We start from the raw sequence: 25203 nt of genomic DNA on the forward strand, positions 1-25203 counted from the left end.
GCCATGGGACGGGCGGTCGTGGTGGGAGCGGGGCTGGGCGGGCTGGCCGGCGCGATCGCGCTGCGGCGCGCGGGCTGGGAGGTCACGGTGCTCGAGCGCCGCGACCCGCCGACGTCGTCCGGGGCGGGCATCGCGCTGTGGCCCAACGCCCTGCGCGCGCTCGACGCCCTCGGGCTCGGCGACGCGGCCCGGGACGCGGGCACGGTCGAGATCGGCGGCGGCATCCGCACCGCGTCCGGCCGGTGGCTCGCCCACGTCGACGCGGCGGACCTCCGGCGCCGGCAGGGCGACGGCGTGGTCGTGCTCCCGCGCCCCGACCTGTTCGCGCTGCTGCTCGCGGCCGCCCCGCCGGTGCGCGCCGGAGCCGGCGTCACCCGCGTCGAGCCCGGGGACGCGGCGACCCCGGCCGTCGTGCACGACGACGCGGGCGGGCGCCACGAGGCCGAGCTGGTGGTCGCCGCCGACGGGCTGCGCAGCCTCGTGCGGGGTGCGCTGTGGCCCGAGGCGACCGTGCGGGACACCGGGCAGACGGCGTTCCGCCTGGTCGCCGAGCACGCCCTCGACGCCGGCGGCGAGAGCTGGGGCCGCGGCGAGTACGTCGGTCTCGGCCCGCTGCCTGGCGGGCGCACCTACGCGTACGCGGTGGTGCCGAGCCGTGAGGTGCCCGCCGGCGACCCCGTGCCCTGGCTGCGGGCGCGTTTCGCCGGCTGGCACGACCCCGTCCCCGCGGTGCTCGACGCCGCCGTCGGCCCGGTCCTCGTGCACCCGCTCGCCGACCTCACCCCACCGCGCGCCTGGCACCGCGGCCGCGTCGCCCTGCTCGGCGACGCCGCCCACGCCATGACCCCGAACCTCGGCCAGGGCGCCGCGCAGGCCTTCCTCGACGCGGTGGCGCTGGCGCAGGACGCGACCACCGACCCGTCGTCGCTCGCCGCCTACGAGGCCCGCCGCCGGCCCGCCGCCGAGGCCGTCGCCCGCCGCTCGCGCACCGCCGGCGCCGTCGCGGCCTGGCGCTCGCCGCTCGCGGTGGCGCTGCGCTCCACCCTGACCGCCGCCCTGCCCGCACGGGCCTCGGCGGCCGCGCTCGACCGCCTGCTCGGCACCCCGTCCGTGGAGGAGAACGCATGACCGGCACCCACGTCGTCGTCGGCGCCACGGGCGGCATCGGCCGCGCCGTCTGCGCGGAGCTCGCCCGCCGCGGACTCCCGATCCGCGCCGTGAGCCGCTCGGGGGCACCGGTCGAGGGCGTCGAGGCGGCCGAGGTCGTCGCCGCCGACGCCGCCGACCCCGCCGCGATGCGCGACGTCTGCCGCGACGCCGCGGCGGTCCACCACTGCGTGAACCCGCCCTTTTCCGCGTGGCGCGCGGTCTTCCCGGCCGCCACCCGCGCGCTGCTCGCGGCCGCGGGCGCGGCCGGCGCGCGGCTCGTGCTCGCCGACGACACGTGGATGTACGGGCGGGTCGACGGCCCGATGCGGGAGGACACGACGGTCGCGCCGGTCTCGGGCAAGGGCGTGCTGCGGGCGTGGCTCGCCGAGATGGTGCTGGCCGCCCACGCGCGCGGGGAGGTCGAGACGGTCATCGGCCGGGCGCCGGAGCTGTGGGGGCCGGGGGTGGAGTCGCTGCTGGCCGGCGGCATCTTCGCGGCCGCGGTGCACGGGCGCACCGCCCGGTGGCCCGGCGACCCCGACCTGCCCGTGACCGCCGGCTACGCCCCCGACGTCGGCGCGGCGCTCGTCGAGCTGGCCCTGGCCCCGGCGGACACGACGGGTCGCGTCTGGCACACCCCGGTGCCGCCGCCGATCACCGGCCGGCTGTTCGTGGAGAAGGTCTTCGCCGCCGCCGGGCACCCGCCGCGCGTCGGGCGCATCACCCCGGCGATGGTCGCCGGTCTGCGGCTCGTGTCCCCGGTGGTCCGCGAGGGCGCCGAGCTGCTCTACCAGTTCGAGCAGCCGTTCCTCGTCGACGACTCGGCCTTCCGGGCGGCCTTCACCACCCGCGCCACCGACTGGGACACCGGCATCGCCGCGACCCTCGCGTGGTACCGCGGCGACCCCGCGCGCACGCGCCGCCGCCTGGTCCCGGCCGGGGGCTGATCCGGGCAGGACCGGGCGGCAGCGCACAATGGCCGGGGTGAGCACGCCCCTGGTCCTCGGCATCGAGACGTCCTGCGACGAGACCGGCGTCGGTCTCGTGTCGGAGGGACGGCTGCTCGGCGACGCGCTGGCCTCGAGCATGGACGAGCACGCGCGCTTCGGCGGCGTGGTGCCCGAGGTCGCGGCGCGGGCCCACCTCGAGGCGATGGCGCCGATGGTGCGTACGGCGCTGCGCCGCGCCGAGGTCGACCTCGCCGACGTCACCGCCGTCGCCGTCACCGCGGGGCCGGGGCTGAGCCCGGCGCTGCAGGTGGGGCTCGCCGCGGGCAAGGCGTACGCGCTGGCCGCGGGCGTCCCGCTCTACGCCGTGCACCACCTCGCGGGCCACGCCGCGGTCGACGTCCTCGACCACGGGCCGCTGCCCCCGCGCTGTGTGGCGCTGATCGTCTCGGGCGGCCACACCTCGCTGCTCTCCGTCGGGGACCTGGCCCGCGACGAGGTCGTGCACCTCGGCGACACCGTCGACGACGCCGCCGGCGAGGCGTTCGACAAGGTCGCGCGGCTGATCGGCCTGCCCTACCCGGGCGGCCCCGCGATCGACCGGGCCGCGCGCGAGGGCGACCCGCACGCCATCGCCTTCCCGCGCCCGCTCACCGGCCCGTCCGACCCGCCGTGGACGTTCTCCTTCTCGGGGCTCAAGACGGCGGTCGCGCGGTGGGTGGAGCGGCAGGACGGCCCGCTGCCCGTGCCCGACATCGCGGCGTCGTTCCAGGAGGCCGTCGCCGACACCCTCGCCCGCAAGGCCGTCGCCGCCTGCGCCGACCAGGGCGCCGACACCCTGCTCGTGGTCGGCGGCGTCGCGGCGAACTCGCGGGTGCGCGGGCTGGTCGAGGAGCGCTGCGCCGCCGCCGGGATCACCCTGCGCGTGCCGCCGATCCGGCTGTGCACCGACAACGGCGCGATGATCGCCGCCCTCGGTGACCTGCTCGTCCGCGCCGACGTCGAGCCCGACCCCCTCGACGTCGCCGCCGACCCGCGGGCGCGGCTGACGGGCGCGCTGCTCCACGGCACGCGGCCGGTGCCCGTCGGCTGAGATCACCGCTGTCGGACCCCTCACGTTGTCGCCCGGTCGGAGCACCGGTATCGGTGGAGGGGTGCCCGGTCTCCGTGCGGTCCTCGACGGCCAGCCGTTCCCGCTGCGCCGCTGGCAGATCCTGGTCGTGGCCGACGACTACGGCCTCGACGCCCGCACCCGCACGAAGCTCGAGCAGATCCCCGACCGCCCGTACGCCGACAGCGGCGACGTGATGATCGCCCTGGCCATGACGCCGGCGCACCTGGCGGCGCGCACCCCGCTGTAGGTCGGCGCGCCGTGGATCGCCGTCGGTCAGCCGGGCGCGACCGCGAGCACCACCGCGGTGGCGTTGTCGTGCCCGCCCTCGTCGAGCGCGGCCACGACGAGCCGGCGGGCCGCGGCGTGCACGGTCTCCATGTCGGTGGGCGTCCCGTCGAGCAGGCCCGCGAGGACCGCGGCGTCGGGCAGGTGGTTCCACACCCCGTCGCTGCACAGCAGCAGGACGCCGTGCTCGTCGAGCTCCCAGCTGCGGTGCCGGGCGACGACGTCGGGCGCGTCGGCGGCGAGCCAGCGGGTGATCACGTGGGCGCGCGGGTCGGCGAGGGCGTCGTCGGCGGCGACCATGCCCGCGGCCACCATCTCCGCGGCCCACGAGTCGTCCTCGGTGAGCACGGTCGACTCGTCGGGCGCGCCGGGGCAGAGCCAGTAGGCGCGGCTGTCGCCGGCCCAGCTGACGACGGCGCGCCCGGCGTCGAGCATGGCGGCGACGTAGGTGCACGCCGGGGCCTGACCGCTGCCCGGGGCGAGCGCGGACACGGCCGTGCGCGCGGCGTCGGCGGCGCTCGCGGCGGCGTCGTCGAGGTCCTGGCCGTCGGCGAGCGCCTCCTGCCCGGCCGCGACGGCGACGTCGCAGGCGGTGCGCGACGCGGTGTCGCCGCCGGGCACCGACGCGACGCCGTCGCAGACGACGGCGACGACGGTGGGCGTGCCCTCGGTGGTGGCCGCGCGGCAGAGCGCGAACGAGTCCTCGTTGCGGCGGCGCCGGTGCCCGCGGTCGGTGACGCCGGCGCCGAGGACGAGCGGGCCGACCGCGCCGTCCGACGCGTCGGGCACGTCGAGCACGTCCTCGGCGTGCTCGGCGCCCGCGAACGACGGGGACGACGCGGGGGAGGCGGACGCGGGCTCGATCGGCACGGGCACTCCCTACACCCTCGGGACCGCGAGGGCCGGGACGACGCGGTGAGCCCGGGGCGGCGTTCCGCCCGACGGGTGGGTCGGGGCGTGGACCGGTCGGCACGCGGGCTCCCGAGCGATCACCGGCAGCCCCTTCCCGCGACGACCCGGCGGTACCCGGGTCGTGCACCGGAGGGTAGCCGTTCCCGCGAACGGGTGGTGGCCCGCGTCCTGACGATCTGCGGTCAGTTCCAGCCGTAGCCGCCGCGGAGCTCGGCCGCGACGCGCTCGAAGCGATCGGCCGGCATGACCGCGCCCTCCCGCCGGATGCCGTGCTCGGGGATCTCGAGCACGCGGTCGAGGCGGACGAACGAGTCGCGGCCCTCGCGGTCCCAGCCGCCCGACCCGACCGGCAGCCAGTGGGCGTCGTCGCGGCGGTGCTCCTGGCTCGACAGCATCAGGCCCAGCAGCTCGCCCTGCCCGGCACGGGCCACGACCAGGACCGGGCGGTCCTTGCCCTGCGAGGCGTCCTCCTCGAAGGGCACCCAGGTCCACACGACCTCGCCCGGGTCGGCGGCCCCGTCGAGGTCGGGCTGGTAGGAGATCGAGCGCGCCCGGTCCCGCGCCGGTGCGGTGCGGACCCCGGGCGTCGGTGCCGGGGCGGCCTGCTCGGGGCCGTGCCGGTCGTCCCGCCGGCCCTGTCCGTCCCGCCGGCCCCGCCCGTCCCGCCGGCCCTGCCCGTCGACCTGCTTGTTCAGCAGGTCCAGACCGGCCTGCAGTGCCCGTCCGACCACGTCCCGGAATCCCGCCACGGCGCACAGCTTGCCGCGCCGGGGACCACGGTCGCCGCGCGGGGCCCGGCCCGGGATCCACTCCTCGTCCTCGCGCGGAGCACACCGCGGGCAACACCGCCGACACCTCCGTGCGCGACGATCACCGCCATGCCCGAGGTGCACGTCCGCCTGCGCTGGCCCGACGGGACCGCGCGCCGCTACTACTCGCCCTCGCTGGTGCTCACCGAGCATGTCGAGGAGGGGGCCGGCTACGCCACCCCGGACCTCCTCGCGCGGGCCCGCACCGCGCTCATCGAGGCGAGCGAGCGCGTCCGGGCCCGCTACGGGTTCCCGTGCGGCCGCGCGGCGGCGTCGCTCGCCGCGATCGAGCAGGACGCCGCCCGCCACGGCGGGGCGCCGGGCGTGGTGCGGGTCGAGGGTTTCGACCGCTGACCCGGGACCGGGCTCAGCGGCCGCCGAGCAGCCCGCCCAGGGCCTCGATCGCCGGGTCGGCCAGGGCCGCCCGCCGCGGGGTGGTCGTGGTGGTCTCGGCGGCCTCGTCGGACCCGCCGGCCTGGCTGGTCTCGTCGTCCTCGGGCGTGGTGGAGGTCGGGGAGGTCGGGGCCGCCGAGCTGGTGGTGCTCGCGCGCGTCGTGGTCGTCGACGGCGCCGGCTCCTCGGTCGAGGAGCGGGTCGGCAGGCTCGGCAGCGTGACGCCCGGCAGCAGCTCCTGCGGCGAGGTCGAGGTGGGGGCGCCGGACGACGGGGTCGACGACGGGGTGGTCGGCGAGGGCGTGGTCGACGGCGGGGTGGTCGACGGTGGGGCGGTCGACGAGGGCGTGGTCGACGGCGGGGTGGTCGACGGCGGGGTCGAGGTGGGCGTCGACGGGGGCGTCGACGGGGGCGTCGGCGACGAGGGCTCCTCGCTCGGCGCGGGGGAGGAGGCGTCGTCGGTGGTCGCCACCGCGTGGCGGGTCCCGTCGTCGGCGCCGGTGGATGCCGAGCTCCGCTCGTGGGTGACCGGCGCGTCCTCGTCGGATTCCGGCGCGGGGCGTGCGCGCAGGCCGTCGGCGAAGGTGCCGCCCCCGCCGGGGTCGGTGACGATCTCCGCGGTGGGCGGCGGCACGGTGGCCGCGGGGGCCGCGACCGAGCTCACGCCGTCCCCGGTCCAGGCCGAGGCGACGACGACGCCGCCCGCGAGCAGCACCGCCGCGGCGACCGACGCGGCCACGGCGATCCCGCCGGCGTCGGCAGCCCGGGGTCGCCGGGTGCGGGCAGGGGCCGCCGGCGTCTCGGCGGTCCCGCTCGTCCCGGCGTCGTCGGTGGCGGGCATCCCGAGCGACCCGGCGACGGCGCCGCGCACGCCGACGGGGGCCGCGGCCGGCGTCGGCCCGCCGGGGCGCAGGGTCTCGGTGGTTGCCTCCGGGACGGCGCCGGCGAGCCCCGCACCGGCCGGCGGGACGATCGCGCGCAGCGGCGTCAGCGTCTCGGCGGCGAGCGCGGCGCGGCGCAGGCCGACGCACACCTGCTCGGCGGTGGGCCGGTGCGCCGGGTCGTCCGCCGTCATCGCGTCGAGGAGCGCGACGACCTCGATGTCCAGCCCGTCCGGGATGTCCGGGCGGCGCTCGAGGCGGGCGCGGGCGGCGGCCAGCGGCCTGCCGTCGTAGGCGGGCCGCCCGGTGAGGGCCTCGATCATCACGAGGCCCAGCGCGTAGACGTCGGCGGGCGGCCCGACGGTCTCGCCGCGGACCTGCTCCGGCGCGAGGTAGGGCGCCGAACCAACGACGATGCCGGTGTCGGTGATCCGGGGGGCGTCGGCGACGAAGGCGACGCCGAAGTCGGAGAGGTGCGCGCGCCCGTCGTCGTCGAACAGCACGTTGCGCGGCGTGACGTCGCGGTGGAGGACGCCCGCGCGGTGGACGTGGCCGAGGCCGTCGGCCACCGACGCGACGGCCAGCAGCGTCTCGGTGACCCCCATCGGGCCGTCGGCGAGGCGATCGCTGAGGTTGCCGCCGCCCAGGAGCGACATGACGACGAACGCGCGGCCGGCGACGTGGCCGACGTCGAAGACGGGGACGAGGCTCGGGTGGTCGAGCGAGGCCATGAGCGCGACCTCGCGCTCGATGCGCGGGTCGTTCTCCACGGGGAAGATCTTCACCGCGGCGTCCCGGTCGAGCAGGAGGTCGTGCGCCCGGTAGACCTCGGAGCACGTGCCGCGCCCGATCAGCTCGCCGAGGGCGAAGCGCTGCCCCAGCCGCTCGGGGAGCGGGGGGCCGGGCACGGCGGAGGGATCGTCGTCGGACATGCCTGTCTCCCCCCTCCCCGGACTCCGATCTCCATCCTTCCACCTCCTCTACCCGGATCGGGGCACATCGACATACCGGATTCGCGAATTCGGGTGATCGATGCAGTGCCGTCACCCATCGGTCGCCGCCCCGAGCACCCCCCTCGGGTGACACGCCCCGCACCGCCGCCACGAGCATTGACAGAAATTGCAGTGCCGAGTAGAACTTCTCCACGTCCGCCCTGCTCAGCGGTGGGGCCGGACTGCGCAGAGCACGAACGCAAGGACGCGACGGAAGCCGTGGGCGCCGACAGCCTCGACGAGGAGGACCCCCCGCTGACCACCGGTCAGGCGGCGGAGTTCCTCGGCGTGCGGCCGGCGTTCCTCCGGAGTCTGGACGCGGGTCGGATGGTCCGCCCGGAGCGCTCCGCAGGCGGGCACCGGCGCTGGACGCGCCGCCAGCTGACCCTCGCCTCCCGGATCCGCGAGCTGTTCGACGAGGGGCTCACCCTCACCGCGGCCGCGATGGTCGTGTCCCTGCAGGACGAGGTGGCCCTGGTCACGCGCGAGCGGGACCAGGCCCACGACGAGCTCGACCGGGCCCGACGCGAACTGGCGTGGGCACGTCGCGAGCTCGCCGCGGCCCGGGGCGAGCACACCGCTCGCTCCGTGCCCACAGCACGGCCCTCCGCCCGCGTCTACCGCGCGTGCGGGCCCGAAGTGCCCACGACCGCTCTTCGACCGCCCCTGCCGACCCCTCCACCTCAACGGACCTCCTCGACATGAAGCTCATCGACCACCGTCGGACCCACCTCCCCGTCCTCCGTGCCCCGATGCCGCCGTCCCTGGCGCGCGTCCCGCTCGTGGACCTCTGCTCCTGCAAGCACCCGCGCGAGTCGCACGAGCACTACTACCTCGGCGACCACTGCGCCCAGTGCGACTGCCAGCACTTCCGCCGGGTCGACCCGGCGCGCGTCTGAGCCCGTCTCGGCCCGTCGCAGCCCGTCTCGGCCCGTCGCAGCCCTGACCGGAGCCGGAGCCACCACCGCCACGGCCCCGCCACCCCGCCGGGGTGGCGGGGCCGTCGTGCGTGTGAGGGCGAGCCCACGTCCGTCGCCGGGGGACGCCAGGACCTCGGCGCCTACCCTGGACATCGTGGACCGGATCGGGCGCGACGGACGACCGCGGGCGCTCGTCGTCGGCGCCGGCGTGGCCGGGCTCGCCGCCGCGACCTCGCTGCACCGGGCCGGCTGGACGGTGACGGTGTGCGAGCGGGCGCCCGCGCGCCGCACCGGCGGCTACTTCGTGCGCCTCGCGCCGGAGGGCCTCGCCGCCGCCGACCGGCTCGGGGTGTCGCACGCCCTGCGCACCCGCCTGCCCGCCGACGGGATCATCACCGGGGTCGACGCCCGCGGGCGCACGGTCTCGCGGGTCGAGGCGTCGCTGGCCGACGATCCCCGCGCGCTCGCGCTCGTCCGCGGTGACCTCGAGGCCGCGCTGTGGGACGCGCGGCCCGCGGAGGTCGCGGTCCGCTTCGCCACCGTGCCGCGGCGCATCGAGCCCCGCCGCCACGGGGTGGACGTCGTCCTCGACGGCCCGCAGGGGGCGTCGCGCGAGCGGTTCGACCTGCTCGTCGGGGCCGACGGGGTGCGCTCGGCGGTGCGCGGGATGGTGTTCGGCCCGGAGAGCCGCTTCCGCCACGAGTTCGACCACGTCGTGATCTCCGCGGTGCTCCCGCGCCTGCCCGGCGGCCTGCGCGAGGGCGACTACGTCGTGCCCGCCGAGGTGGGGCGCACCGCGCACCTCATGGCCGTCGCCGGGCACGCCCCGGTCGTGTTCTTCACGTTCCGCGCCGAGCTGCTGGGCGTCGACGGGCGCGAGGCGGCGTGGCGGGCGGCCGCCGACCCGGTGGGCGCGCTGCGGCGTGTCTACGGCGACTTCGCGGGCCTGGTGCCGGAGATCCTCGACGGGGTCGAGGAGGCCGGCACCACCCACGTCGACACCGTCGCGCAGATCCGGCTCGGGTCGTGGCGCCGCGGGCGGATCGTGCTGGTCGGGGACGCCGCGTGGTGCCCGACGCTCTACTCGGGACAGGGTTCGGCGCTGGCGCTCGTCGGCGGCGAGACGCTCGGCACGCACCTCGCCGAGCACCCCGACGACGTCGAGGCGGGCCTCGCCGCGTGGGAGGCCTCGCACCGTCCGGCGGCCCTCGCGGCCGCCAGCGCCGCGCGCCGCTCCCGCCACTTCTTCCTGCCCGGGAACGGCGTCGTCGCCGCCGTGCGCCGGGCCGCCCTGCGCTTCGCCTCCTGGCGGCCCGCCGGGCGGGTGCTGCACGCCCTCGCGGCCCTCGCGGCGGGGCCCGGCGGCCCGGGCGCGTCCGCCGGCGGCGCCGCCGGGGCACCCGATCGGCGTGACATTCACCCGGGCGCCACTTCCGGGTCGCGTTCACTCCGATCACCTGCCCTCGACCGCCCGTAAGGTGTGGCTCGCCGGGAGCGGGCGTTGGGCCGTCCGTGACCGCGAGCGCGCGCACGGTGAGGCGCGATCGGGTACTCACCGCTCCCCGCTCCGACGGAAGGACGACAGCCACCCTCATGGCATCCCAACCCGCCCCTCGCCCCTCCCGGGGTCTCCTCGCGCGCGTGGTGGACCCGTTCGGCATCGCCGCCGGCGTGCTCGACCGCGTGGACCCGTTCCGCCACCGGGGTCGTCGCGTGTGGCGCGGCGCCGGCCTGGTGCAGATCGGGGTGCCCGCGGTGGCCCGCGAGTCCGGGTCGGAGCTGGCCCGGGCCGTGGAGAAGGCGCTCGCCGCGCACCCGGACGTCGGGTGGGCCGCGGCGAACGCGCACCTCGCCGCCGTCGTCGTGGGCCTGCCCGAGGGCCCGGACGGGCAGGGCGCGCTGCCCGACGACGAGCTGGTGGACGACCTCGTCGACCTGGTCGAGATCCTCGAGGAGCGCGAGGGCGGGGTCGCCGTCGAGCCCGCCGGTTCGCCCTCGCTAGGCGGCGCGCAGCAGGCCTTCACCGCGCTCGCCGCCGACCTCGCCGGCATCGGCGTCGCCGCGGTCGGCCGCGTCCTGCGCCGCAGCCCACTACCCGCCGAGCTCTCCTCGGCCGCGACGTTCGTCGACCACCAGCCCCGCCTGCGCGCCGCCGTCGAGCGCGCCGTCGGCCAGGACCGCGCCAACGTCCTGCTCGCCCTGTCCAACGCCGCCGCCCAGGCCCTCGGCCAGGGCACCACGGGCCTCGTGGTCGACGCCGCCTACCGCGCGCTGCAGGTCGCCGAGGTCCGCGCGCGCACCACGACGTGGAGCCGGGCCGAACCGCGCCTGCTCGAGTCCGCCGACCACGCCGGCGCGCCCGCCGACGACGACCTGCTCGAGGAGCGCCCGGTCGCGCTGCCCGCCGGCCCGGTCGAGCGCCACGGCGACGTGGTCGGGATGGCCGCCGCGGGCGGGTTCGCCGCCACCGCGGCCGCGACCCGGGACGTGCGCAAGGCCGCCGGCGTCGCCCTGTCGACGCTGCCGAAGGCCGGGCGCCTCGGCCGCGAGGGCTTCGCGACCACGTTCGGCCGGGTGCTCGCGCGCCGCGGTGCGGTGGTGGTCGAGCCGTCGGCGCTGCGCCGCATGGACCGGGTCGACACCGTGGTGCTCGACGCCGACGCGCTGACCACCGGCGTGCTCATGCTGGGCGACCTGCTGCCGCTGCCCGGCGACGACGGCGCGACCGACCCGCTCGAGGAGCTCGTCCCGCGGGTCCACGAGCTGTTCGACCCCACCGCGCCGACAGCGCCGCACCGGGTCACCGACGACTCGACCGGCACCACCGAGCACTGGCTGCTCGCCGGCCTCGACGACGTCCCCGGCGGTGACGAGGAGCGCGCGGTCTCCGCCGCCGACGCCCTCGTCGCCGACGGCGCCACCCTCGTGCTCGGCCTGCGCCGCGGCGACCGGCTCGCCGCCGTCGTCGGCGTGCTGCCCGAGCCCGCCTCGGCCGCCGAGGCCCTGGCCGCGGCCGCGCGCCGCGCCGGCGTCACGCTGGTGATCGGCGGCGAGGTCGGCGGCGCCGCGGCGGGCGACCGCACCGTCGCGGGCGGGGAGGCCCTGCGCTCCTCGGTGCGCGACCTGCAGGCCGCCGGTGCGGGCGTGCTCGTCGTCTCCCGCGACCGCCGCGCCCTGGCCGCCGCCGACGTCGGTGTCGGCGTCTCCCGTCCCGACGGCGTCGCCCCGTGGGGCGCGCACGTCCTCGTCGGCGACGACCTCGGCACCGCCGCGCTGCTCATCGAGGGGGTCAAGGTCGCCCGCGGGGTGTCCGGCCGGTCGGTGAACCTCGCGCGGGCCGGCACGGTGCTCGGCGCCGTCATGGCCACCGCGGGCACGACCCCCGCGGCCCCGGGCCTCGCGGGCCTCGCCGTCAACGGCGCGGCCGGGGTCTCGCTCGGCGCGGGCGCCTGGTCGGCGACCGAGCTCGGGCGCCGCGTCGTGGTGCCCGGCGTCAGCCGCACGCCGTGGCACGTCATGCCCACGAGCACCGTGCTCGCGCGCCTCGACGTCACCGAGCAGGGCCTGACCACCGCCGAGGCGCACCGTCGCTACCGCGACGACCCGGCCGCCGCCGAGAGCCAGACGACGCTCGGGCGCGCGTTCCTCGACGAGCTCAACAACCCGCTGACCCCGGTCCTCGCCGGCGGCGCGGTCCTCTCCGCGGCGATCGGCGCGATCGTCGACGCCGCGATCGTCGTCGGTGTCACCGCGTTCTCCGCGCTGATCGGCGGCGTCCAGCAGGTCGCCACCGAGCGCGCCGTCGCCGGGCTGCTCGAGCGCTCCGCGATCCGCACGCGGGTCGTGCGCGACGGCACCGCGCGCGGGGTGGGCGCCGACGAGGTCGTCGTCGGCGACGTCATCGAGCTCGGTCCCGACGACGTCGTCCCCGCCGACTGCCGCGTGCTGTCCTCGGACGCGCTCGAGCTCGACGAGTCGTCGCTGACCGGCGAGTCGCTGCCGGTGACGAAGACCCCGGTCCCGGTCATCGCGCGCACCGTCGCCGACCGCCGCTCGATGCTCTACGAGGGCAGCACCGTGGCCACCGGCCGCGGGCGCGCGGTCGTCGTCGCCACCGGCTCGAGCACCGAGGTCGGCCGTTCCACCGCCGCCGCGAAGGCCGCCGCGCCGGTCGCGGGCGTCGACGAGCGCCTCGCCGGCCTGACCCGCATCACCACCCCGCTCGCGCTGGGCTCGGCGGCCGCCGTCGTGGCCGCCGGCGCGGTGCGCGGGCTGCCGTTCCAGCAGAACCTGCACTCCGGCGTCGGCCTGGCCGTGGCCAGCGTGCCCGAGGGACTGCCGTTCGTGGTCTCGGCCGCCCAGCTCGCGTCCGCGCGGCGCCTGTCGGCCGAGGGCGCGCTGGTCCGCAACCCGCGCACGATCGAGGCGATCGGGCGCACCGACGTCCTGTGCTTCGACAAGACCGGCACCCTCACCGAGGGCCGCCTGGCCCTCTCGGCGATCTCGGACGGCATCAAGCTGCGGCCCACCGACCGGCTGCGCAAGCGCCAGCGGCGCGTGCTCGCCGCGGCCCTGCGCGCGACGCCGCGCCCGGCGCCGGGGGAGCGGCTCGCGCACCTCACCGACCGCGCGGTGGTCTCCGGCGGCCAGCAGTTCGACGTCGACCCGGCCCACAAGCGCCCGGGCTGGTGGCCGGTCGCGTCGCTCGACTTCGACCCCTCCCGTGGCTACCACGCCACCCTCGGCGAGGTCGAGCCGCCGAAGGACGCCGGCGAGGAGGACGGGCCCTACCGCCTCCTCTCGGTCAAGGGCGCGCCCGAGGTCGTCATCGCCCGCGCGGCGAGCTGGGGCGGTGACCCGCTCGACGACGAGGCCCGCCAGCGCCTCGTCGAGCACACCGAGCTGCTCGCGGGCCAGGGCATGCGCGTGCTCGCCGTCGCGGAACGGGTGCTCACCGCCGACGAGTACGCGGCGCGCGCCGACGGGCGCGACACCGACGGCGGCTCCGAGGACGCCCTCGACGACGGCGACGTCGCCGATCTCGAGTTCACCGGCTTCGTCGGGTTCACCGACCCGGTGCGGGCCGGCTCGCAGGCCACGGTGCGCGACCTGCGCGACGCCGGGGTGCAGGTCGTCATGATCACCGGGGACCACCCGAGCACCGCCGAGGCGGTCGCCGAGGAGCTCGACGTCCTCAACGGCGGGGTCGTCGTCACCGGCTCCGACCTCGACGCCCTCGACGACGACGCCCTCGACGACCTGCTGCCGAAGGTGCGGGTGGTCGCCCGCGGGACGCCGTCGCACAAGGTGCGGATCGTGCAGGCCTTCCAGCGCCTCGGGCGCACGGTGGCCATGACGGGCGACGGCGCCAACGACGCCCCGGCGATCCGCCTGGCCGACGTGGGCATCGCGCTCGGTCGGCGCGGCACCCCCGCCGCGCGCGCCGCCGCGGACCTCGTCATCACCGACGACCGCCTCGAGACGATCCTCGCCGCGCTGGTCGAGGGCCGCGCGATGTGGGCGTCGGTGCGCGAGGCGCTCGGCGTGCTCGTCGGCGGCAACCTCGGCGAGATCGCCTTCACGGTGCTCGGGGCGACCACCACGGGCACCTCGCCGCTCAACGCGCGCCAGCTGCTGCTGGTCAACCTGCTCACCGACCTCGTGCCCTCGCTCGCCCTGGCGGTGCGCGCGCCCGAGCCCGGGTCGGCGGCCTCGCTGCTCGCCGAGGGCCCGGAGGCGTCGCTGGGCGAGGCGCTCAACCAGGAGATCGGGCTGCGTGCCATGGCCACGGCCGGCGGCGCGAGCCTCGCCTGGCTGGCCGCCCAGAGCACGCCGTACGGCAGCCCGGCGCGGGCGCGCACGGTCGCGCTGACCGCGCTGGTCGGCACGCAGCTCGGGCAGACGATCGTCGCCGGCGGCGGGCGCAGCCCGCTGGTCATCGGGGCGAGCGTGGTGTCCGCGGGCGCGCTGGTCGCGGTGGTGCAGACCCCGGGCGTGAGCCAGTTCTTCGGCTGCGTCCCGCTGGGCCCCGTCGCCTGGGCGCAGGCCGCCGGGTCCGCCGGCGTCGCCACCGCCGCGTCGGTGGTCGGGCCGCGGCTGGTGGAGCGCTACGGGCCGATCGTGGTGCCCGAGGGCTCGCCCCAGGCGTCCTGGCTGGAGCGCCTCGAGGAGATCCGCGACGAGGCCGCCAAGCGGTACCTCGAGCTGCAGGAGCGCGCCGCGGAGGCGCTGAACGGGTGAGTGCGGTGCCGGTTACTGATGCGTTTGTGCAGGTCGAGGCCTGGGCATCAGGCTTGGTGAAGACACCGTCGAACAGGAGTTGAGACCGTCATGGCCGACCGGTACGTCGTTCCCACCGAGGACGGCTGGCAGGTGCAGAAGAAGGGCGCCCAGCGAGCCAGCGCCAAGGCGGCCACGCAGGCCGAGGCCGTCGAGCGGGCGACCGAGATCGTGCAGAAGGACGGCGGCGGCAAGGTCGTCGTGCACGGCACGGACGGCAAGGTCCGCGAGACCCACACGGTCAACAGCACCGACAGCGCGCCCGCCGAGGCGGCCAAGGCGACGACGAAGGCCAACGCCGAGGGGGCCCGCGCGAAGGCGGAGTCCGCGTCGGACAAGGCGTCGTCGAGCGCGAAGAAGGTCGGCGAGGACGCGAAGGCGACCGCGCAGAAGGACGCCGACCGCGCCCAGGAGTCGGGCAAGAAGGCCGCCGCGCAGGCCGAGGCCGGCGCGTCGGGCGTCGCCGACGAGGCCGCGAAGGCCGCGTCGGGCGAGAAGTCGGTGTCGGCGGCCGCCAAGGACGCCTCGTCGATCGCGCAGACCAGCGGCGAGCAGGTGGCCACCACCACGTCGCGCGCGGGGGAGCGGATCGCCAAGGACGCCACCCGCGTGGCCCAGCACGCCGGCTCGGAGGCCAGGGCCCGCGCCGACGAGGCCGGTGGGTCGCTCGCCGAGAGCGGCGACCGCGCCGCCACCGTGTCGGCCGGGGTCGCCTCGGAGCTGGACGGGGCGGGCGACGCCGCGGCACAGCGGGTCAACCGCGCCAGCGAGGCCGCGGCCCAGCAGCTGGACCGCAACGTGCGCGAGGCGGCCGACCAGGTGCGGGACAACGCGCCGGGCTACAACCCGGTGCGCATCGTCGGCAACGCCGCCTCGATGGCGGTGAAGACCGGCTTCAGCATCGCCGGGGCCGTCATCTCCACCAGCGGCCAGGTGCTGCAGTTCGCCGCGCGGAAGGTCACCGGCCGGGGCTGAGCCCCCGGCCGGTCCGCCCGGCCCACCGACGACGACGGGCCCGCCCCCGGCTTGGGGGCGGGCCCGTCGTGTGCGTGCTGTGCGCGCCGCTCAGGCGGCGTGCGGGCGCGCGACGTCGCCCACGCGCGCGGCACGGCGCATGGCGCGCCGCTCGTCCTCGCTGGTCCCGCCCCACACGCCGGCCTCCTGGCCGGTGTCCATGGCCCACTGCAGGCAGCCACGCTGGAGGGGGCAGCTGTGGCAGACCGCCTTGGCCTCGGCCAGCTGCGCGGAGCCCGGACCGTGCTCGGTCAGGGGGAAGAAGAGTTCGGGGTCGTGGTCGCGGCAGGCCGCCTGCTCCCAATCCATGTCCTTGCCAGTCCCATCTCGCTCGTCGGTGGTCTCACCGGCCCGTGCCCCGCCGGAGCGGGCGGGGCGGGCCTGGTGCCGCCGGGCCCGACGCGAGGCGCGCGCGTGCGCACCTCGCGACGGCCCCTGCGGCACGGTTCGTGCGCCGGGCGTCGGTACGTATCCGGGGGTTCCTGCGTGTCGGTCCTCGGAGCGGCCCGGGTGGGCCCGCGCCCCGGGGTCCGGAGCACTTCGGTACTCGATATGACGTCGAGGGAGCCGGATCGGTTCCCTCCACCCGCGACACCTGGTCGCGGCCGTGGTTCCCGGGCATGCCGGAACCCCGTGTCGAACGAGCCTCCATGATCTAGCCGTACAGCGCGTCGGGCAAACGCATTTGATCCGCGCCACCCTGCTGAACCTGTGTGATGTCGCACACTTCGTGCGCTCACGCTCCGCCCACGGGTCGCGGCGAACGGGTGGGGACCACCTCGAGCATGCCGGAGTGCTGCGGTTCGGCCTCCCGCGGGCCAGACTGGCCGGAGCGGGGACACGACCGGGTGACCCCCGGACGTGGGACGGAGGCGACCTGCGATGAAGACGGCACGACGGACGGCGCGGGACGTCGTCATCTGGGTGGTCGTCACCGCGGGCATCGTGGCCCTGGTCCTCGGCCAGGGGATCATCGGCCTGGTGCTGCTCGCGTTCGGCGTGTGGCAGCTCACCCTCGTGGCCCGGCGCGGCGGCGGCCTGTTCGTCGACCAGCGTCCGTTCGACCGCCCAGGCAAGCCCACCGTCTCCTGATCGCCCGGGGTGCCGGCACCGCCCGTTCCGCCCCAGGATGGCCCCATGCGCTGCGCGGTGATCGGCGGGACGGGCTACGTGGGCGTGCGCCTGGTCCGGCGCCTGCTCTCCGACGGGCACGACGTCGCGGTGCTGGTGCGCAGCCCGCACAAGCTCGCGGCGACGGGCTGGGCCGAGCGCGTCGACGCGGTCCTCGGCGACCTCGCCGACCCGGAGGCGGTGCGGACGCTGGTCGGGGGCGCCGACGCCGTCGTCCACCTCGCCCACGCCCTCGAGCGGCCCGACTTCCCCGAGCGGGACCGCAGCGCCGCCCGTCTCGTCAGCACCGCGGCCGCCCGGGCCGGGGTGGGACGCATCGTCTACCTGGGGGGCCTGCGCCCGGGGGGCGCCGCGTCCCGGCACCTGTCGTCGCGCGCCGAGGTGGCCGACGTCTTCCTCGACGGCGCCGTGCCCACCGTGGCGCTCGAGGCCTCGATCGTCGTGGGCTCGGGCTCGGCGAGCTTCGAGATGATCCGCCACCTCGCCGAACGGGTCCCCGTGCTGCCCGCGGTCCCGTGGCTCGCGCACCGCACGCAGCCGATCGCGATCGCCGACGTCATGCACTACCTGGTCGGCGCCCTCGCCCTGCCGCCCGAGGTCGACCGACGCTTCGACGTCGGCGGCCCCGACGTCCTGAGCTACCTGGAGCTCGTCCGCCGCTACCTGCGCCTCGCGGGCCTGCCCCAGAGCGCGGTCGTCCCGGTGCCCGTGCCGGTGCCGCCCGGTGGGCCCGCCCTCGCCGGGCGGGTCGTCGAGGCCCTGACGCCGCTGCCCCGCGGGCTGGCGACGCCGCTGATCGAGTCGCTGGCCGACGACCTCGTCTGCCGCGAGGACGACGTCCTCACCGTGATCGGGCCGCCGCCGGGCGGGCGCACGACCTACGACGACGCGGTCCGCGCGGCGCTGGGCCGGCGGTACGAGGCCCCCGCGTCGCCGCCCGCCGGCGACCCCGCGCTCGCGGGCCCCACCGACCCGGTGGGCTCCGGCGGCACCGTCCACCGCTGGGGCACGACGGCCCCGTGCCGCGCGGACGCGGCGGCGCTCTGGGCGGTCGTGGCCGGCATCGGCGGGGACGCCGGCTGGTACGTCCCGCTCGGCGCCTGGACGCTGTGGGGCTGGGCCGACCAGCTCCTCGGTGGGGTCGGCGGCTACCGCGGCCGCCCGCACGGCCGGGCGCTGCGGGCCGGCGACGTCGTCGACGGCTGGTGCGTCGAGGCCGTCGAGCCCGGCGCGCGCCTGGTGCTGCGCTCCGAGCTGCGCCAGCCCGGGCGTCTGACCCTCACGCTGGCCGTCGACCCCGACGTCTCCGGGCACGGCGCGCACCTGCGCCTCGACGTGGCGTTCGTCCCCTCCGGCCTCGCGGGCCTCGTCTACGGCCGCGCCCTGCTCGCCGGCGCGCCCACCGTCTTCGGCGCCATGGCCCGGGGCATCACCGCCGCCGCCCCCACGTGAGCACTTTCCGGGCCTATGGGCCCGGAAAGTGCTCACACAAGGTCGGTCAGGGCAGGAAGCGCTCCACCGCCGCGTGCACGGCGCCGGCGAGGTCCCCGCCGGCGGCCTCGATGGCCGCGCGCTGGCGGACCGACCCGGTCCCGTTCGCCAGGACGCGCGCGCAGCCGTCGGTCGCGAGGTCCGCGTCGCCGGCCTCGGCCAGCGCCCCGGCCACGTGCTCCTGGAGGGCCCGCAGCACGTCGCCGGCCGGGGCGGGCTTGCCGCCGCGCGGGTCGACGAGCTCGGCGGTGAGCCCCCAGCGCGCCGCCCGCCAGTGCGCGAGGCGCAGGGCCTCGATCGGCTCGTCGCGGGGGGCGACGCCGTCGCGCGCCTCGCGGGCCGCCGTGGTGACCAGGGCCCGCGCGAGCACCGCGACCAGCACCGCGTCGTCGACCTCGAGCGCCACGTCGCACACCCGCACCTCGACCGTGCCGAGCTCGCGGGAGAGCCGGGCGTCGAAGTAGACCATCGCCTCGTCGAGCACGGTGTCGGTGGCGAGCATCGCCGCGACGGCCTCGTCGTGGGCGGCCAGCGAGCCGAAGACCCGCGTCGGGCCGGCCGACGGCCACCGCGACCAGACGACGCTGCGGTAGCTCGCGTAGGTCGTGTCGCGGCCCCGCCAGCAGGGGGAGTTGCTCGCCAGCGCCCGCAGCACCGGCAGCCACGGCCCGATGCGGTCGAGGACGCCGACACCCTCCTCGGGGGAGGCGACCTCGACGTGCACGTGCTGCCCGCTCGTCAGCTGGGCGGTGGCGATGGCGCCGAAGCGCTCCGCGATGTCGCCGTAGCGCCCGTCGGGCACCGCGTTCGGCTCCGACGCCTCGTCCGGCGCGACCGGCGAGGTGGCCAGGCCGGCGACGTCCACGCCCTCCCGGTGCGCCGCCTCGCGCGCCTCGCGCCGCCGGCGGCGCAGGTCGTCGGCGAGGGAGGCCGCGTCGTGGTGGGGTGCGGTCGCCGTCTCCACCTGCTCGGTGCGCATCTCCCCGTCGAGCTCGCCGGACGCCGCGTCGCGCACCCGGCCGGCCCGCCCGCGGGGGGAGCCGGTGGCCGGGTCGACCAGCAGCAGTTCTTCCTCGGCCCCGAACGGGGGTACGGCACTCATGGCCGTCATGTTCCCGTTCCGGCCGCCGCGATCGCCGTCGGGGCCCGCTGCGCTTAGTGTGATCTCCCGTGCGTGGCGACGGTGACGGCTGGGTCGTGTGCGACGCGGGCCACCGGCACTGGGGGCGGTTCGGGGCGGCCGGGCTGCTGCTGCGCCACGGCGACGCGGTCCTGCTCGCCCACCGGGTCTGGTGGAGCCACCACGGCGGGACGTGGGGCATCCCCGGCGGCGCCCGCGACTCCGGCGAGTCCGCCCGGGACGCCGCGCTGCGCGAGGCCGTGGAGGAGACCGGCGTCGACGCCTCGCGGGTCCGGCTGACCGGCGAGACCACCGACGACCACGGCGGCTGGTCCTACGTCACCGTCCACGCGCGCCTCGACACCGACGAGCCCCCGCCCCTCGAGCCCACCGACGGCGAGGCCACCGAGCTGCGCTGGACGCCGGTGGACGAGGTGTCGGACCTGGCGCTGCACCCGGGGTTCGGGGCGTTCTGGGCAGGTCCCGAGGCCGTCGAACACCTACCGTGAAGCCATGGCTGCCGCACCTCCCGACCCCAGTGACTTCCTCGCCGTCGACGCCGACCTGAGCGCCGAGGAGCGGGACATCCGCGACGCCGTGCGCGACTACGCGGCCGTGGAGCTCGAGCCGCGCATAGCCGAGTGGTACGAGTCGAACACCCTGCCCCGCGACATCGCGAAGGGCCTGGGCTCGCTCGGCCTGCTCGGCATGCACCTCGAGGGCTACGGCTGCGCCGGCACCAACGCCACGAGCTACGGCCTGGCCTGCCGCGAGCTCGAGGCCGTCGACTCGGGGCTGCGGTCGTTCGTGTCGGTGCAGGGGTCGCTGGCGATGTTCGCGATCCACCGCTGGGGCTCCGAGGAGCACAAGCAGCAGTGGCTCCCGCGGATGGCGACGGGCGAGGCGCTCGGCTGCTTCGGGCTCACCGAGGCCGACGCGGGCTCGGACCCGGGCTCGATGCGCACCCGGGCCCGCCGGGACGGGGACGACTGGGTGCTCGACGGCTCCAAGATGTGGATCACCAACGGCACCCTGGCCGACGTCGCCGTGGTGTGGGCGCAGACCGACCCCGAGCAGGGCAGCAAGGGCATCCGCGGCTTCGTCGTGCCCACCGACACCCCCGGGTTCACCGCCAACGAGGTCAAGCACAAGCTCTCGCTGCGCGCGTCGCTGACCGCCGAGCTCGTCCTCGAGGGCGTCCGCCTGCCCGCCGACGCGGTGTTCCCCGAGGTGCAGGGCCTCAAGGGCCCGCTGTCGTGCCTCAACGAGGCCCGCTACGGCATCCTCTGGGGCGCGGTCGGGGCGGCGCGCACCTGCTACGAGTCGGCGCGCACCTACGCCGTCGACCGCGAGCAGTTCGGCCAGCCCATCGCCGGGTTCCAGCTCACCCAGCGCAAGCTCGCCGACATGGTCGTCAGCGTCAACCAGGCGGGCCTCACGGCGTCGCGCATCGGCCGGCTCAAGGACGCCGAGCAGCTCCACCCCGCGCAGGTCAGCTTCGGGAAGATGGCCAACGTCCGGGCCGCGCTGGACGTCGCCCGCACCGCGCGCACCGTGCTCGGCGGCAACGGGATCACCCTCGAGTACCCGGTGTTCCGGCACATGACGAACCTCGAGACCGTCCTGACCTACGAGGGCACCGAGGAGATGCACGCCCTCTCGATCGGCCAGGCCGTCACGGGCATCGCGGCCTTCCGGTAGGTCGCTAGCGCGGCGCCTGGCGCGGGGGCGCGCACTCCACCCGGTTGCGGCCCCCGTGCTTGGCGGCGTAGAGCGCCGTGTCGGCGCTGACCATGAGGCCGTCGAGGTCGCGCGACGCGTCCGGGAACGACGCCGTGCCGATCGAGGCCGTCAGCCCCTGCACGGTGCCGCCGCCGAGGGCGGGGGCGACCTCGACCTCGCACTCGCTGATCCGCCGGCGCAGCCGCTCGGCCGTGGTGCCCACCTGCTCGGGCCCCGCCTCGGCGAGCAGCACCACGAACTCCTCGCCGCCGAAGCGCCCGACGGCGTCGTAGGGGCGGACCTCGGAGCGCAGCGTGTCGGCCACGGCGCGCAGGACGGCGTCGCCGACGAGGTGGCCGTGCCGGTCGTTGATCGCCTTGAAGGCGTCGATGTCGACCATGATGACGCCGAGCTCGCCGCCCCGGCGCCGCAATCGGGCGAGCTCGCGCTCGGCCTGGTCGCGCCAGGCCGAGGCGTTGGCGAGGCCGGTCTTCGGGTCGGTGCGCGCGGCGCGGGCGAACTGCTGGAGGAGGAAGCCGCGGTGCATGCCCATCACGGGCACGAGCAGCACCGGGAGCAGCCACGGCGTCGTCAGGGCCACGACCGCGAGCGCGGCGCCGAGGGCCAGCGCGCCGAGCCCGATGAGCGTGTCGGTGGGGGAGCCGAGGCGCTTCCACCAGGGCGTGCCGGGGGCGCTCAGGCAGATCATGAAGACGACGAGACCGTGGTTGACGGTCCAGCGCGTCAGGCCCGCGGCGACGAGCACGAGGAGCCCGACCGGCCCGGCCACCTTGGCCAGCAGCCCGCCGGGGATGAGCTCGAGCACCGCCCAGGCGGCCACGGACGCGATGAGGACCGTCGCCGCCGAGTAGGTCCACCGGTGGGGCACCGGGCGCTGGCTGACTCGCAGCCACCAGTAGGCGAACGTGACGACGACGAGCGCGAGGGCGAGGCCGAGGGGGAGCAGCAGGAGGCCCGCGAAGCTCCACACCGATTTCAGCTCGATGTAGGGCGCGCCGTCGGCGACGACCTCGCGGCGCCGCTCGATGCCGCGCGCCGTCTCGACGTGGACGACGAGCCCGAGGACGAGCAGCGCGAGGGCCCGCCAATCGGCTGGGCCCACCGGCTCGAGTCCCGCGACGGCCAGCGAGAGCGCAACGGCGAGCACGTCGACGAGGAGCACCGCGACGACGACCCGGCGCGGCGCCTGCCACAGGCTCCAGCGCCGCGGGTCGAGCCGGCGCCCCAGGGAGGGCCGGGGCGGTGTGTTCTGGGCAACACCGGCCGCGCCGGTGGCGCCGGTGTCCTCGCGGCGATGGCGGGCGTGACGCCAGGGGCGCGCACCCCCGCCGCCCTCGGCCGGGATCCCGGCGTCGGTCACGGCGCGTACCGGCCGCTCGGGGCGCGTTGGTCCGGGCGCGGGAGTGAGCGCGGACCCGGGGTCGCTGGGACCCCTCCAGGGTTCACGCGCCGTCACGATGTGTGACCTCCTCCGGGCTCGGCAGAGCCCGCGCCGGGCGGTCTCCGCGTGCGGAACACGGTACCGACGGACTCTGGATCTCGGCAGTGGACGTCACCCGTTGGGAAGAGATCACCCCGTTGGTTGACGCCCAGTCGCCGTCTGGTCACGCACCGCTTCTTTGACCAGCATCGAGGGGCGGATGCACGGCGACGTGCCGCCGGATGTGACAGTTCGGTCGCTCTCCGTCAACGCGGAGGGCGATCAGTCCGGCGCTCGTCGCCGCGACCCGGTCCGCCACACAGCGTGTGCGATGGACCACGTCCGTGTCGTCCGGGACGCCGTCCCGGTCGATCTTCCCGCCCCCCTGCGAAAGGACGCCCCGTGGCCGACTCGAACTGGCACCGCGACTCCAACTGGCACTACGCGGACTCGAACTGGCACCGCGACTCCAACTGGCACCGGGACTCCAACTGGCACTACGCGGACTCCAACTGGCACCGCGACTCCAACTGGCACTAGGAGTCGCGGCAAGCCGGTTCGACACCTCCTGCTCCTCCGTCGCACGAGGTGTCGACATGCGGCGCCGCGTCCAGTGGTCGGCTGCACAGCGAAGCGAAGGACGCCCCGGCTGCCTGGTGCGCAGCCAGGGCGTCCCTCGCTCGCTCAGGGCCGGCGGGCGCGGGTCCAGGCGAGCGCGCACCCCAGCGCCACGAGCACGCCGACCCCGCCGGAGATCGCCACGGCGGTCGACGGGCCGGTGGCCTCGGCGAGCACGCCCGCGAGCAGCACCCCGAGGCCCTGGGTGACGCGCAGCGCCGTCACCGCGAGCCCGAAGGCCTGGCCGCGGTGGGCGTCGGGGACCGCGGCGACGAAGGCCGCGTTCGCCGGCACCTGGTAGGCGCAGGCGAGCCCCGACGCGACCCACAGCGCCACCACCCCCGCGAGCGGCGGGTCGAGCGCCGAGGCGATCAGGGGCACGCAGGAGGTGACGGCGAGCGGCCCGAGCAGCCGGTCGCGGCGCTCGGGCGGCACGAGGCGCGCGAGCAGCACGATACCCAGCGCCGCCCCGAGCGGGTTCGCGGCCAGCAGCAGCCCCACGGCCACCGGGCCCCCGCCCAGCGAGGCCGCGTAGGGCGCCGCGAGTCCCTCGATCGTCACCACGAACGCCGACACGCAGGCCAGCGCCACGAGCGCGCGCAGCCGCCGGTCGCCGGTCACGATCCGGGCGCCCTCGCGCAGCCCGGAGCCGGCCCGGCCCTCCACCGACGTCGTCACCCGCTGCTCGGCCACCCCGAGCTGCAGGATCACCGCCGAGAGCACGAACGTGACCGCGTCCCCGAGCAGCGCGACCGGCACGCCCACCAGGGCCACGAGCGGGCCGCCGAGCGCGAACCCGAGGACCTGCCCGCTCTGGTACGTCGTGCCCGACACCGCCGACGCCACGACGTAGCGCTCCCCGGCGAGCACGTGCGGCAGGATCGCCGCCCGCGCGGCCGCGAAGGGCGCCGCGAGCAGCTGGCCGGCGACGACGAGCAGGCAGAGCACCCAGAACGGCGTCCCGGGGATCGCCATGAGGGCGAGCAGCGCCGCCCGCAGGAGGTCGGTGACGACCATCGTCGCGCGCCGCGGCGCCCGGTCGGCGATGCCGGAGAGCAGGGGGCCGGCGACGAGGTCGGGCAGGAAGGTCAGGGCGTAGGTCAGCGCGGTGAGCCCGGCCGAGCCGGTGTCGGTGAAGACGAGCACGGCCAGCGCGACGCGGGCGACCTGGTCGCCGAGCACCGAGAGCAGCTGCGCGGCCCACAGGGCGCGGAACTGGGGATCGGCGAGGACGTCGCCGAACCGGGCACCGCCCGTGCTCGGACGGTCATCCTCGGTCACGGTGTGACGACTCTACGGTCGAGGTCCGCGACACGCCCGGGAATCGGTGACACTGGCGCCACAGGAGCATCACGGTGCACACTTCACGCCGGTTGCGATCGGTTCGATCTCTGCCCGAGCACGAGGACGTTGGGGAAGACGCTTCTCGTCTCAGTCGGAGGTCAGCAGTGAGCACCCGTGGCGTGATCTACGTCCACTCGTCGCCGTCTGCGGTCCGGCCGCACGTCGAGTGGGCGATCTCGGGCGTCCTCGACGCCCGGGTCGCACTGGACTGGTCCGCGCAGGACGCGGCACCGGGGTCGGTGCGTGCCGAGGTGGCGTGGGACGGTCCCGTGGGCACCGCGGCCCGTCTGGCGACCGCGCTGCGCGCCTGGGGCATGGTGCGCTTCGAGGTCACCGAGGACCCCTCGCCGGGCACCGACGGCGAGCGCTTCAGCCACGTCCCCGGCCTGGGTCTCTGGCACGGGCGCACGAGCGCGAACGGCGACATCGTCCTCGGTGAGGACCAGGTGCGTGCCGCCCTCGCCGGCGCGTCCACCCGCGAATCGCTGACCCGCCGCCTCGACGACCTCCTCGGCACCCGCTGGGACGCGGCCCTCGAGGAGTTCCGCTACGCCGGGGACGGCGTGGCGCCGGCACGCCTGCACCAGGTGGGCTGACCTGACGCCCGCCCGGGGAGTGTCGGGGAGTGCTGGCAGTCTGGA

General features: G+C 77.0%; 23 protein-coding genes. 16 read left to right on the forward strand and 7 right to left on the reverse strand.

Features of this window, described 5'->3' with window-relative positions; translation table 11 throughout:
- Positions 1 to 3 precede the first annotated feature (3 nt).
- From ACYX4T_RS01700 to ACYX4T_RS01715, 4 genes are all read left to right on the forward strand, one after another.
- The gene (locus tag ACYX4T_RS01700) at positions 4 to 1128 is read left to right on the forward strand and encodes an FAD-dependent monooxygenase (protein WP_476012852.1); all 1125 of its coding nucleotides are present in this window, start codon (positions 4 to 6) and stop codon (positions 1126 to 1128) included.
- Positions 1125 to 2096 carry an NAD-dependent epimerase/dehydratase family protein gene (locus ACYX4T_RS01705; RefSeq protein WP_476012853.1) on the forward strand — a complete coding sequence of 324 codons (972 nt, stop codon included), beginning with the start codon at positions 1125 to 1127 and terminating at the stop codon, positions 2094 to 2096. Before ACYX4T_RS01700 ends, ACYX4T_RS01705 begins: the two co-directional genes overlap by 4 nt.
- 37 nt (positions 2097 to 2133) lie before the next feature.
- Complete coding sequence (gene tsaD / locus ACYX4T_RS01710; protein WP_476012854.1) at positions 2134 to 3189, forward strand: tRNA (adenosine(37)-N6)-threonylcarbamoyltransferase complex transferase subunit TsaD; 1056 nt, start codon at positions 2134 to 2136, stop codon at positions 3187 to 3189.
- A gap of 61 nt (positions 3190 to 3250) precedes the next feature.
- Positions 3251 to 3457, forward strand: coding sequence for a hypothetical protein (locus tag ACYX4T_RS01715; protein ID WP_476012855.1), 207 nt, complete (start codon positions 3251 to 3253; stop codon positions 3455 to 3457).
- Positions 3458 to 3483: 26 nt separating this feature from the next.
- Here the strand turns inward: ACYX4T_RS01715 and ACYX4T_RS01720 are convergent, their stop codons facing one another.
- Together ACYX4T_RS01720 and ACYX4T_RS01725 are read right to left on the reverse strand one after the other, a co-directional pair.
- On the reverse strand, positions 3484 to 4365 hold the full coding sequence (locus tag ACYX4T_RS01720) for a PP2C family protein-serine/threonine phosphatase (protein ID WP_476012856.1): 882 nt from the start codon (positions 4363 to 4365) through the stop codon (positions 3484 to 3486).
- Positions 4366 to 4589: 224 nt separating this feature from the next.
- Complete coding sequence (locus ACYX4T_RS01725; protein WP_476012857.1) at positions 4590 to 5156, reverse strand: type II toxin-antitoxin system PemK/MazF family toxin; 567 nt, start codon at positions 5154 to 5156, stop codon at positions 4590 to 4592.
- A 129-nt stretch (positions 5157 to 5285) separates the two neighbouring features.
- On the opposite strand from ACYX4T_RS01725, the gene ACYX4T_RS01730 reads away from it, so the two are divergent.
- The gene (locus tag ACYX4T_RS01730; protein WP_476012858.1) at positions 5286 to 5570 is read left to right on the forward strand and encodes an MSMEG_0570 family nitrogen starvation response protein; all 285 of its coding nucleotides are present in this window, start codon (positions 5286 to 5288) and stop codon (positions 5568 to 5570) included.
- Between the two features lie 13 nt (positions 5571 to 5583).
- Here ACYX4T_RS01730 and ACYX4T_RS01735 read toward each other — a convergent pair whose 3' ends face one another.
- Entirely contained in the window at positions 5584 to 7422 is a 1839-nt protein-coding gene (locus tag ACYX4T_RS01735; RefSeq protein ID WP_476012859.1) for a serine/threonine-protein kinase, read from the reverse strand.
- A 279-nt stretch (positions 7423 to 7701) separates the two neighbouring features.
- On the opposite strand from ACYX4T_RS01735, the gene ACYX4T_RS01740 reads away from it, so the two are divergent.
- The 5 genes from ACYX4T_RS01740 (at position 7702) to ACYX4T_RS01760 (ending at position 15656) form a co-directional block, all read left to right on the forward strand.
- Complete coding sequence (locus ACYX4T_RS01740; RefSeq protein WP_476012860.1) at positions 7702 to 8187, forward strand: helix-turn-helix domain-containing protein; 486 nt, start codon at positions 7702 to 7704, stop codon at positions 8185 to 8187.
- Positions 8184 to 8381 (forward strand): hypothetical protein, encoded by a 198-nt coding sequence (locus tag ACYX4T_RS01745; RefSeq protein ID WP_476012861.1) that lies wholly within the window; start codon positions 8184 to 8186, stop codon positions 8379 to 8381. The genes ACYX4T_RS01740 and ACYX4T_RS01745 overlap by 4 nt, the downstream gene beginning before the upstream one ends.
- A gap of 175 nt (positions 8382 to 8556) precedes the next feature.
- Complete coding sequence (locus ACYX4T_RS01750) at positions 8557 to 9879, forward strand: FAD-dependent monooxygenase (protein ID WP_476012862.1); 1323 nt, start codon at positions 8557 to 8559, stop codon at positions 9877 to 9879.
- 164 nt (positions 9880 to 10043) lie between these two features.
- Entirely contained in the window at positions 10044 to 14642 is a 4599-nt protein-coding gene (locus tag ACYX4T_RS01755) for a cation-translocating P-type ATPase (protein ID WP_476012863.1), read from the forward strand.
- A gap of 90 nt (positions 14643 to 14732) precedes the next feature.
- Entirely contained in the window at positions 14733 to 15656 is a 924-nt protein-coding gene (locus ACYX4T_RS01760; RefSeq protein ID WP_476012864.1) for a DUF2188 domain-containing protein, read from the forward strand.
- Between the two features lie 90 nt (positions 15657 to 15746).
- On the opposite strand, the gene ACYX4T_RS01765 is transcribed toward ACYX4T_RS01760, so the two are convergent.
- Positions 15747 to 16004 carry a WhiB family transcriptional regulator gene (locus ACYX4T_RS01765; protein ID WP_476012865.1) on the reverse strand — a complete coding sequence of 86 codons (258 nt, stop codon included), beginning with the start codon at positions 16002 to 16004 and terminating at the stop codon, positions 15747 to 15749.
- A gap of 573 nt (positions 16005 to 16577) precedes the next feature.
- Between ACYX4T_RS01765 and ACYX4T_RS01770 the strand changes: the two genes are divergently transcribed.
- A complete protein-coding gene (locus ACYX4T_RS01770; RefSeq protein ID WP_476012866.1) occupies positions 16578 to 16787 on the forward strand; it encodes a hypothetical protein in 210 nt (69 codons plus the stop codon).
- 45 nt (positions 16788 to 16832) lie between these two features.
- Positions 16833 to 18278, forward strand: a complete 1446-nt coding sequence (locus ACYX4T_RS01775) for a DUF2867 domain-containing protein (RefSeq protein ID WP_476012867.1) — start codon at positions 16833 to 16835, stop codon at positions 18276 to 18278.
- A gap of 46 nt (positions 18279 to 18324) precedes the next feature.
- Here the strand turns inward: ACYX4T_RS01775 and ACYX4T_RS01780 are convergent, their stop codons facing one another.
- Positions 18325 to 19419, reverse strand: a complete 1095-nt coding sequence (locus ACYX4T_RS01780; protein ID WP_476012868.1) for a carboxylate-amine ligase — start codon at positions 19417 to 19419, stop codon at positions 18325 to 18327.
- 68 nt (positions 19420 to 19487) lie between these two features.
- Here ACYX4T_RS01780 and ACYX4T_RS01785 point away from each other — a divergent pair, with 68 nt between their 5' ends.
- Positions 19488 to 19946: an NUDIX hydrolase gene (locus tag ACYX4T_RS01785; RefSeq protein ID WP_476012869.1), complete on the forward strand. Its 459-nt coding sequence runs from the start codon at positions 19488 to 19490 to the stop codon at positions 19944 to 19946.
- Between the two features lie 4 nt (positions 19947 to 19950).
- The gene (locus ACYX4T_RS01790) at positions 19951 to 21138 is read left to right on the forward strand and encodes an acyl-CoA dehydrogenase family protein (RefSeq protein WP_476012870.1); all 1188 of its coding nucleotides are present in this window, start codon (positions 19951 to 19953) and stop codon (positions 21136 to 21138) included.
- Between the two features lie 4 nt (positions 21139 to 21142).
- On the opposite strand, the gene ACYX4T_RS01795 is transcribed toward ACYX4T_RS01790, so the two are convergent.
- A complete protein-coding gene (locus ACYX4T_RS01795; protein WP_476012871.1) occupies positions 21143 to 22540 on the reverse strand; it encodes a sensor domain-containing diguanylate cyclase in 1398 nt (465 codons plus the stop codon).
- Between the two features lie 462 nt (positions 22541 to 23002).
- On the opposite strand from ACYX4T_RS01795, the gene ACYX4T_RS01800 reads away from it, so the two are divergent.
- Positions 23003 to 23140 (forward strand): hypothetical protein, encoded by a 138-nt coding sequence (locus ACYX4T_RS01800; RefSeq protein ID WP_476012872.1) that lies wholly within the window; start codon positions 23003 to 23005, stop codon positions 23138 to 23140.
- 144 nt (positions 23141 to 23284) lie between these two features.
- Here ACYX4T_RS01800 and ACYX4T_RS01805 read toward each other — a convergent pair whose 3' ends face one another.
- Positions 23285 to 24499, reverse strand: a complete 1215-nt coding sequence (locus ACYX4T_RS01805) for an MFS transporter (protein ID WP_476012873.1) — start codon at positions 24497 to 24499, stop codon at positions 23285 to 23287.
- 167 nt (positions 24500 to 24666) lie between these two features.
- Between ACYX4T_RS01805 and ACYX4T_RS01810 the strand changes: the two genes are divergently transcribed.
- Positions 24667 to 25158 carry a DUF3145 domain-containing protein gene (locus ACYX4T_RS01810; RefSeq protein WP_476012874.1) on the forward strand — a complete coding sequence of 164 codons (492 nt, stop codon included), beginning with the start codon at positions 24667 to 24669 and terminating at the stop codon, positions 25156 to 25158.
- Positions 25159 to 25203 lie beyond the last annotated feature (45 nt).

The sequence above is a fragment of the Actinomycetospora sp. ABD4_176 genome (genome assembly GCF_056311855.1).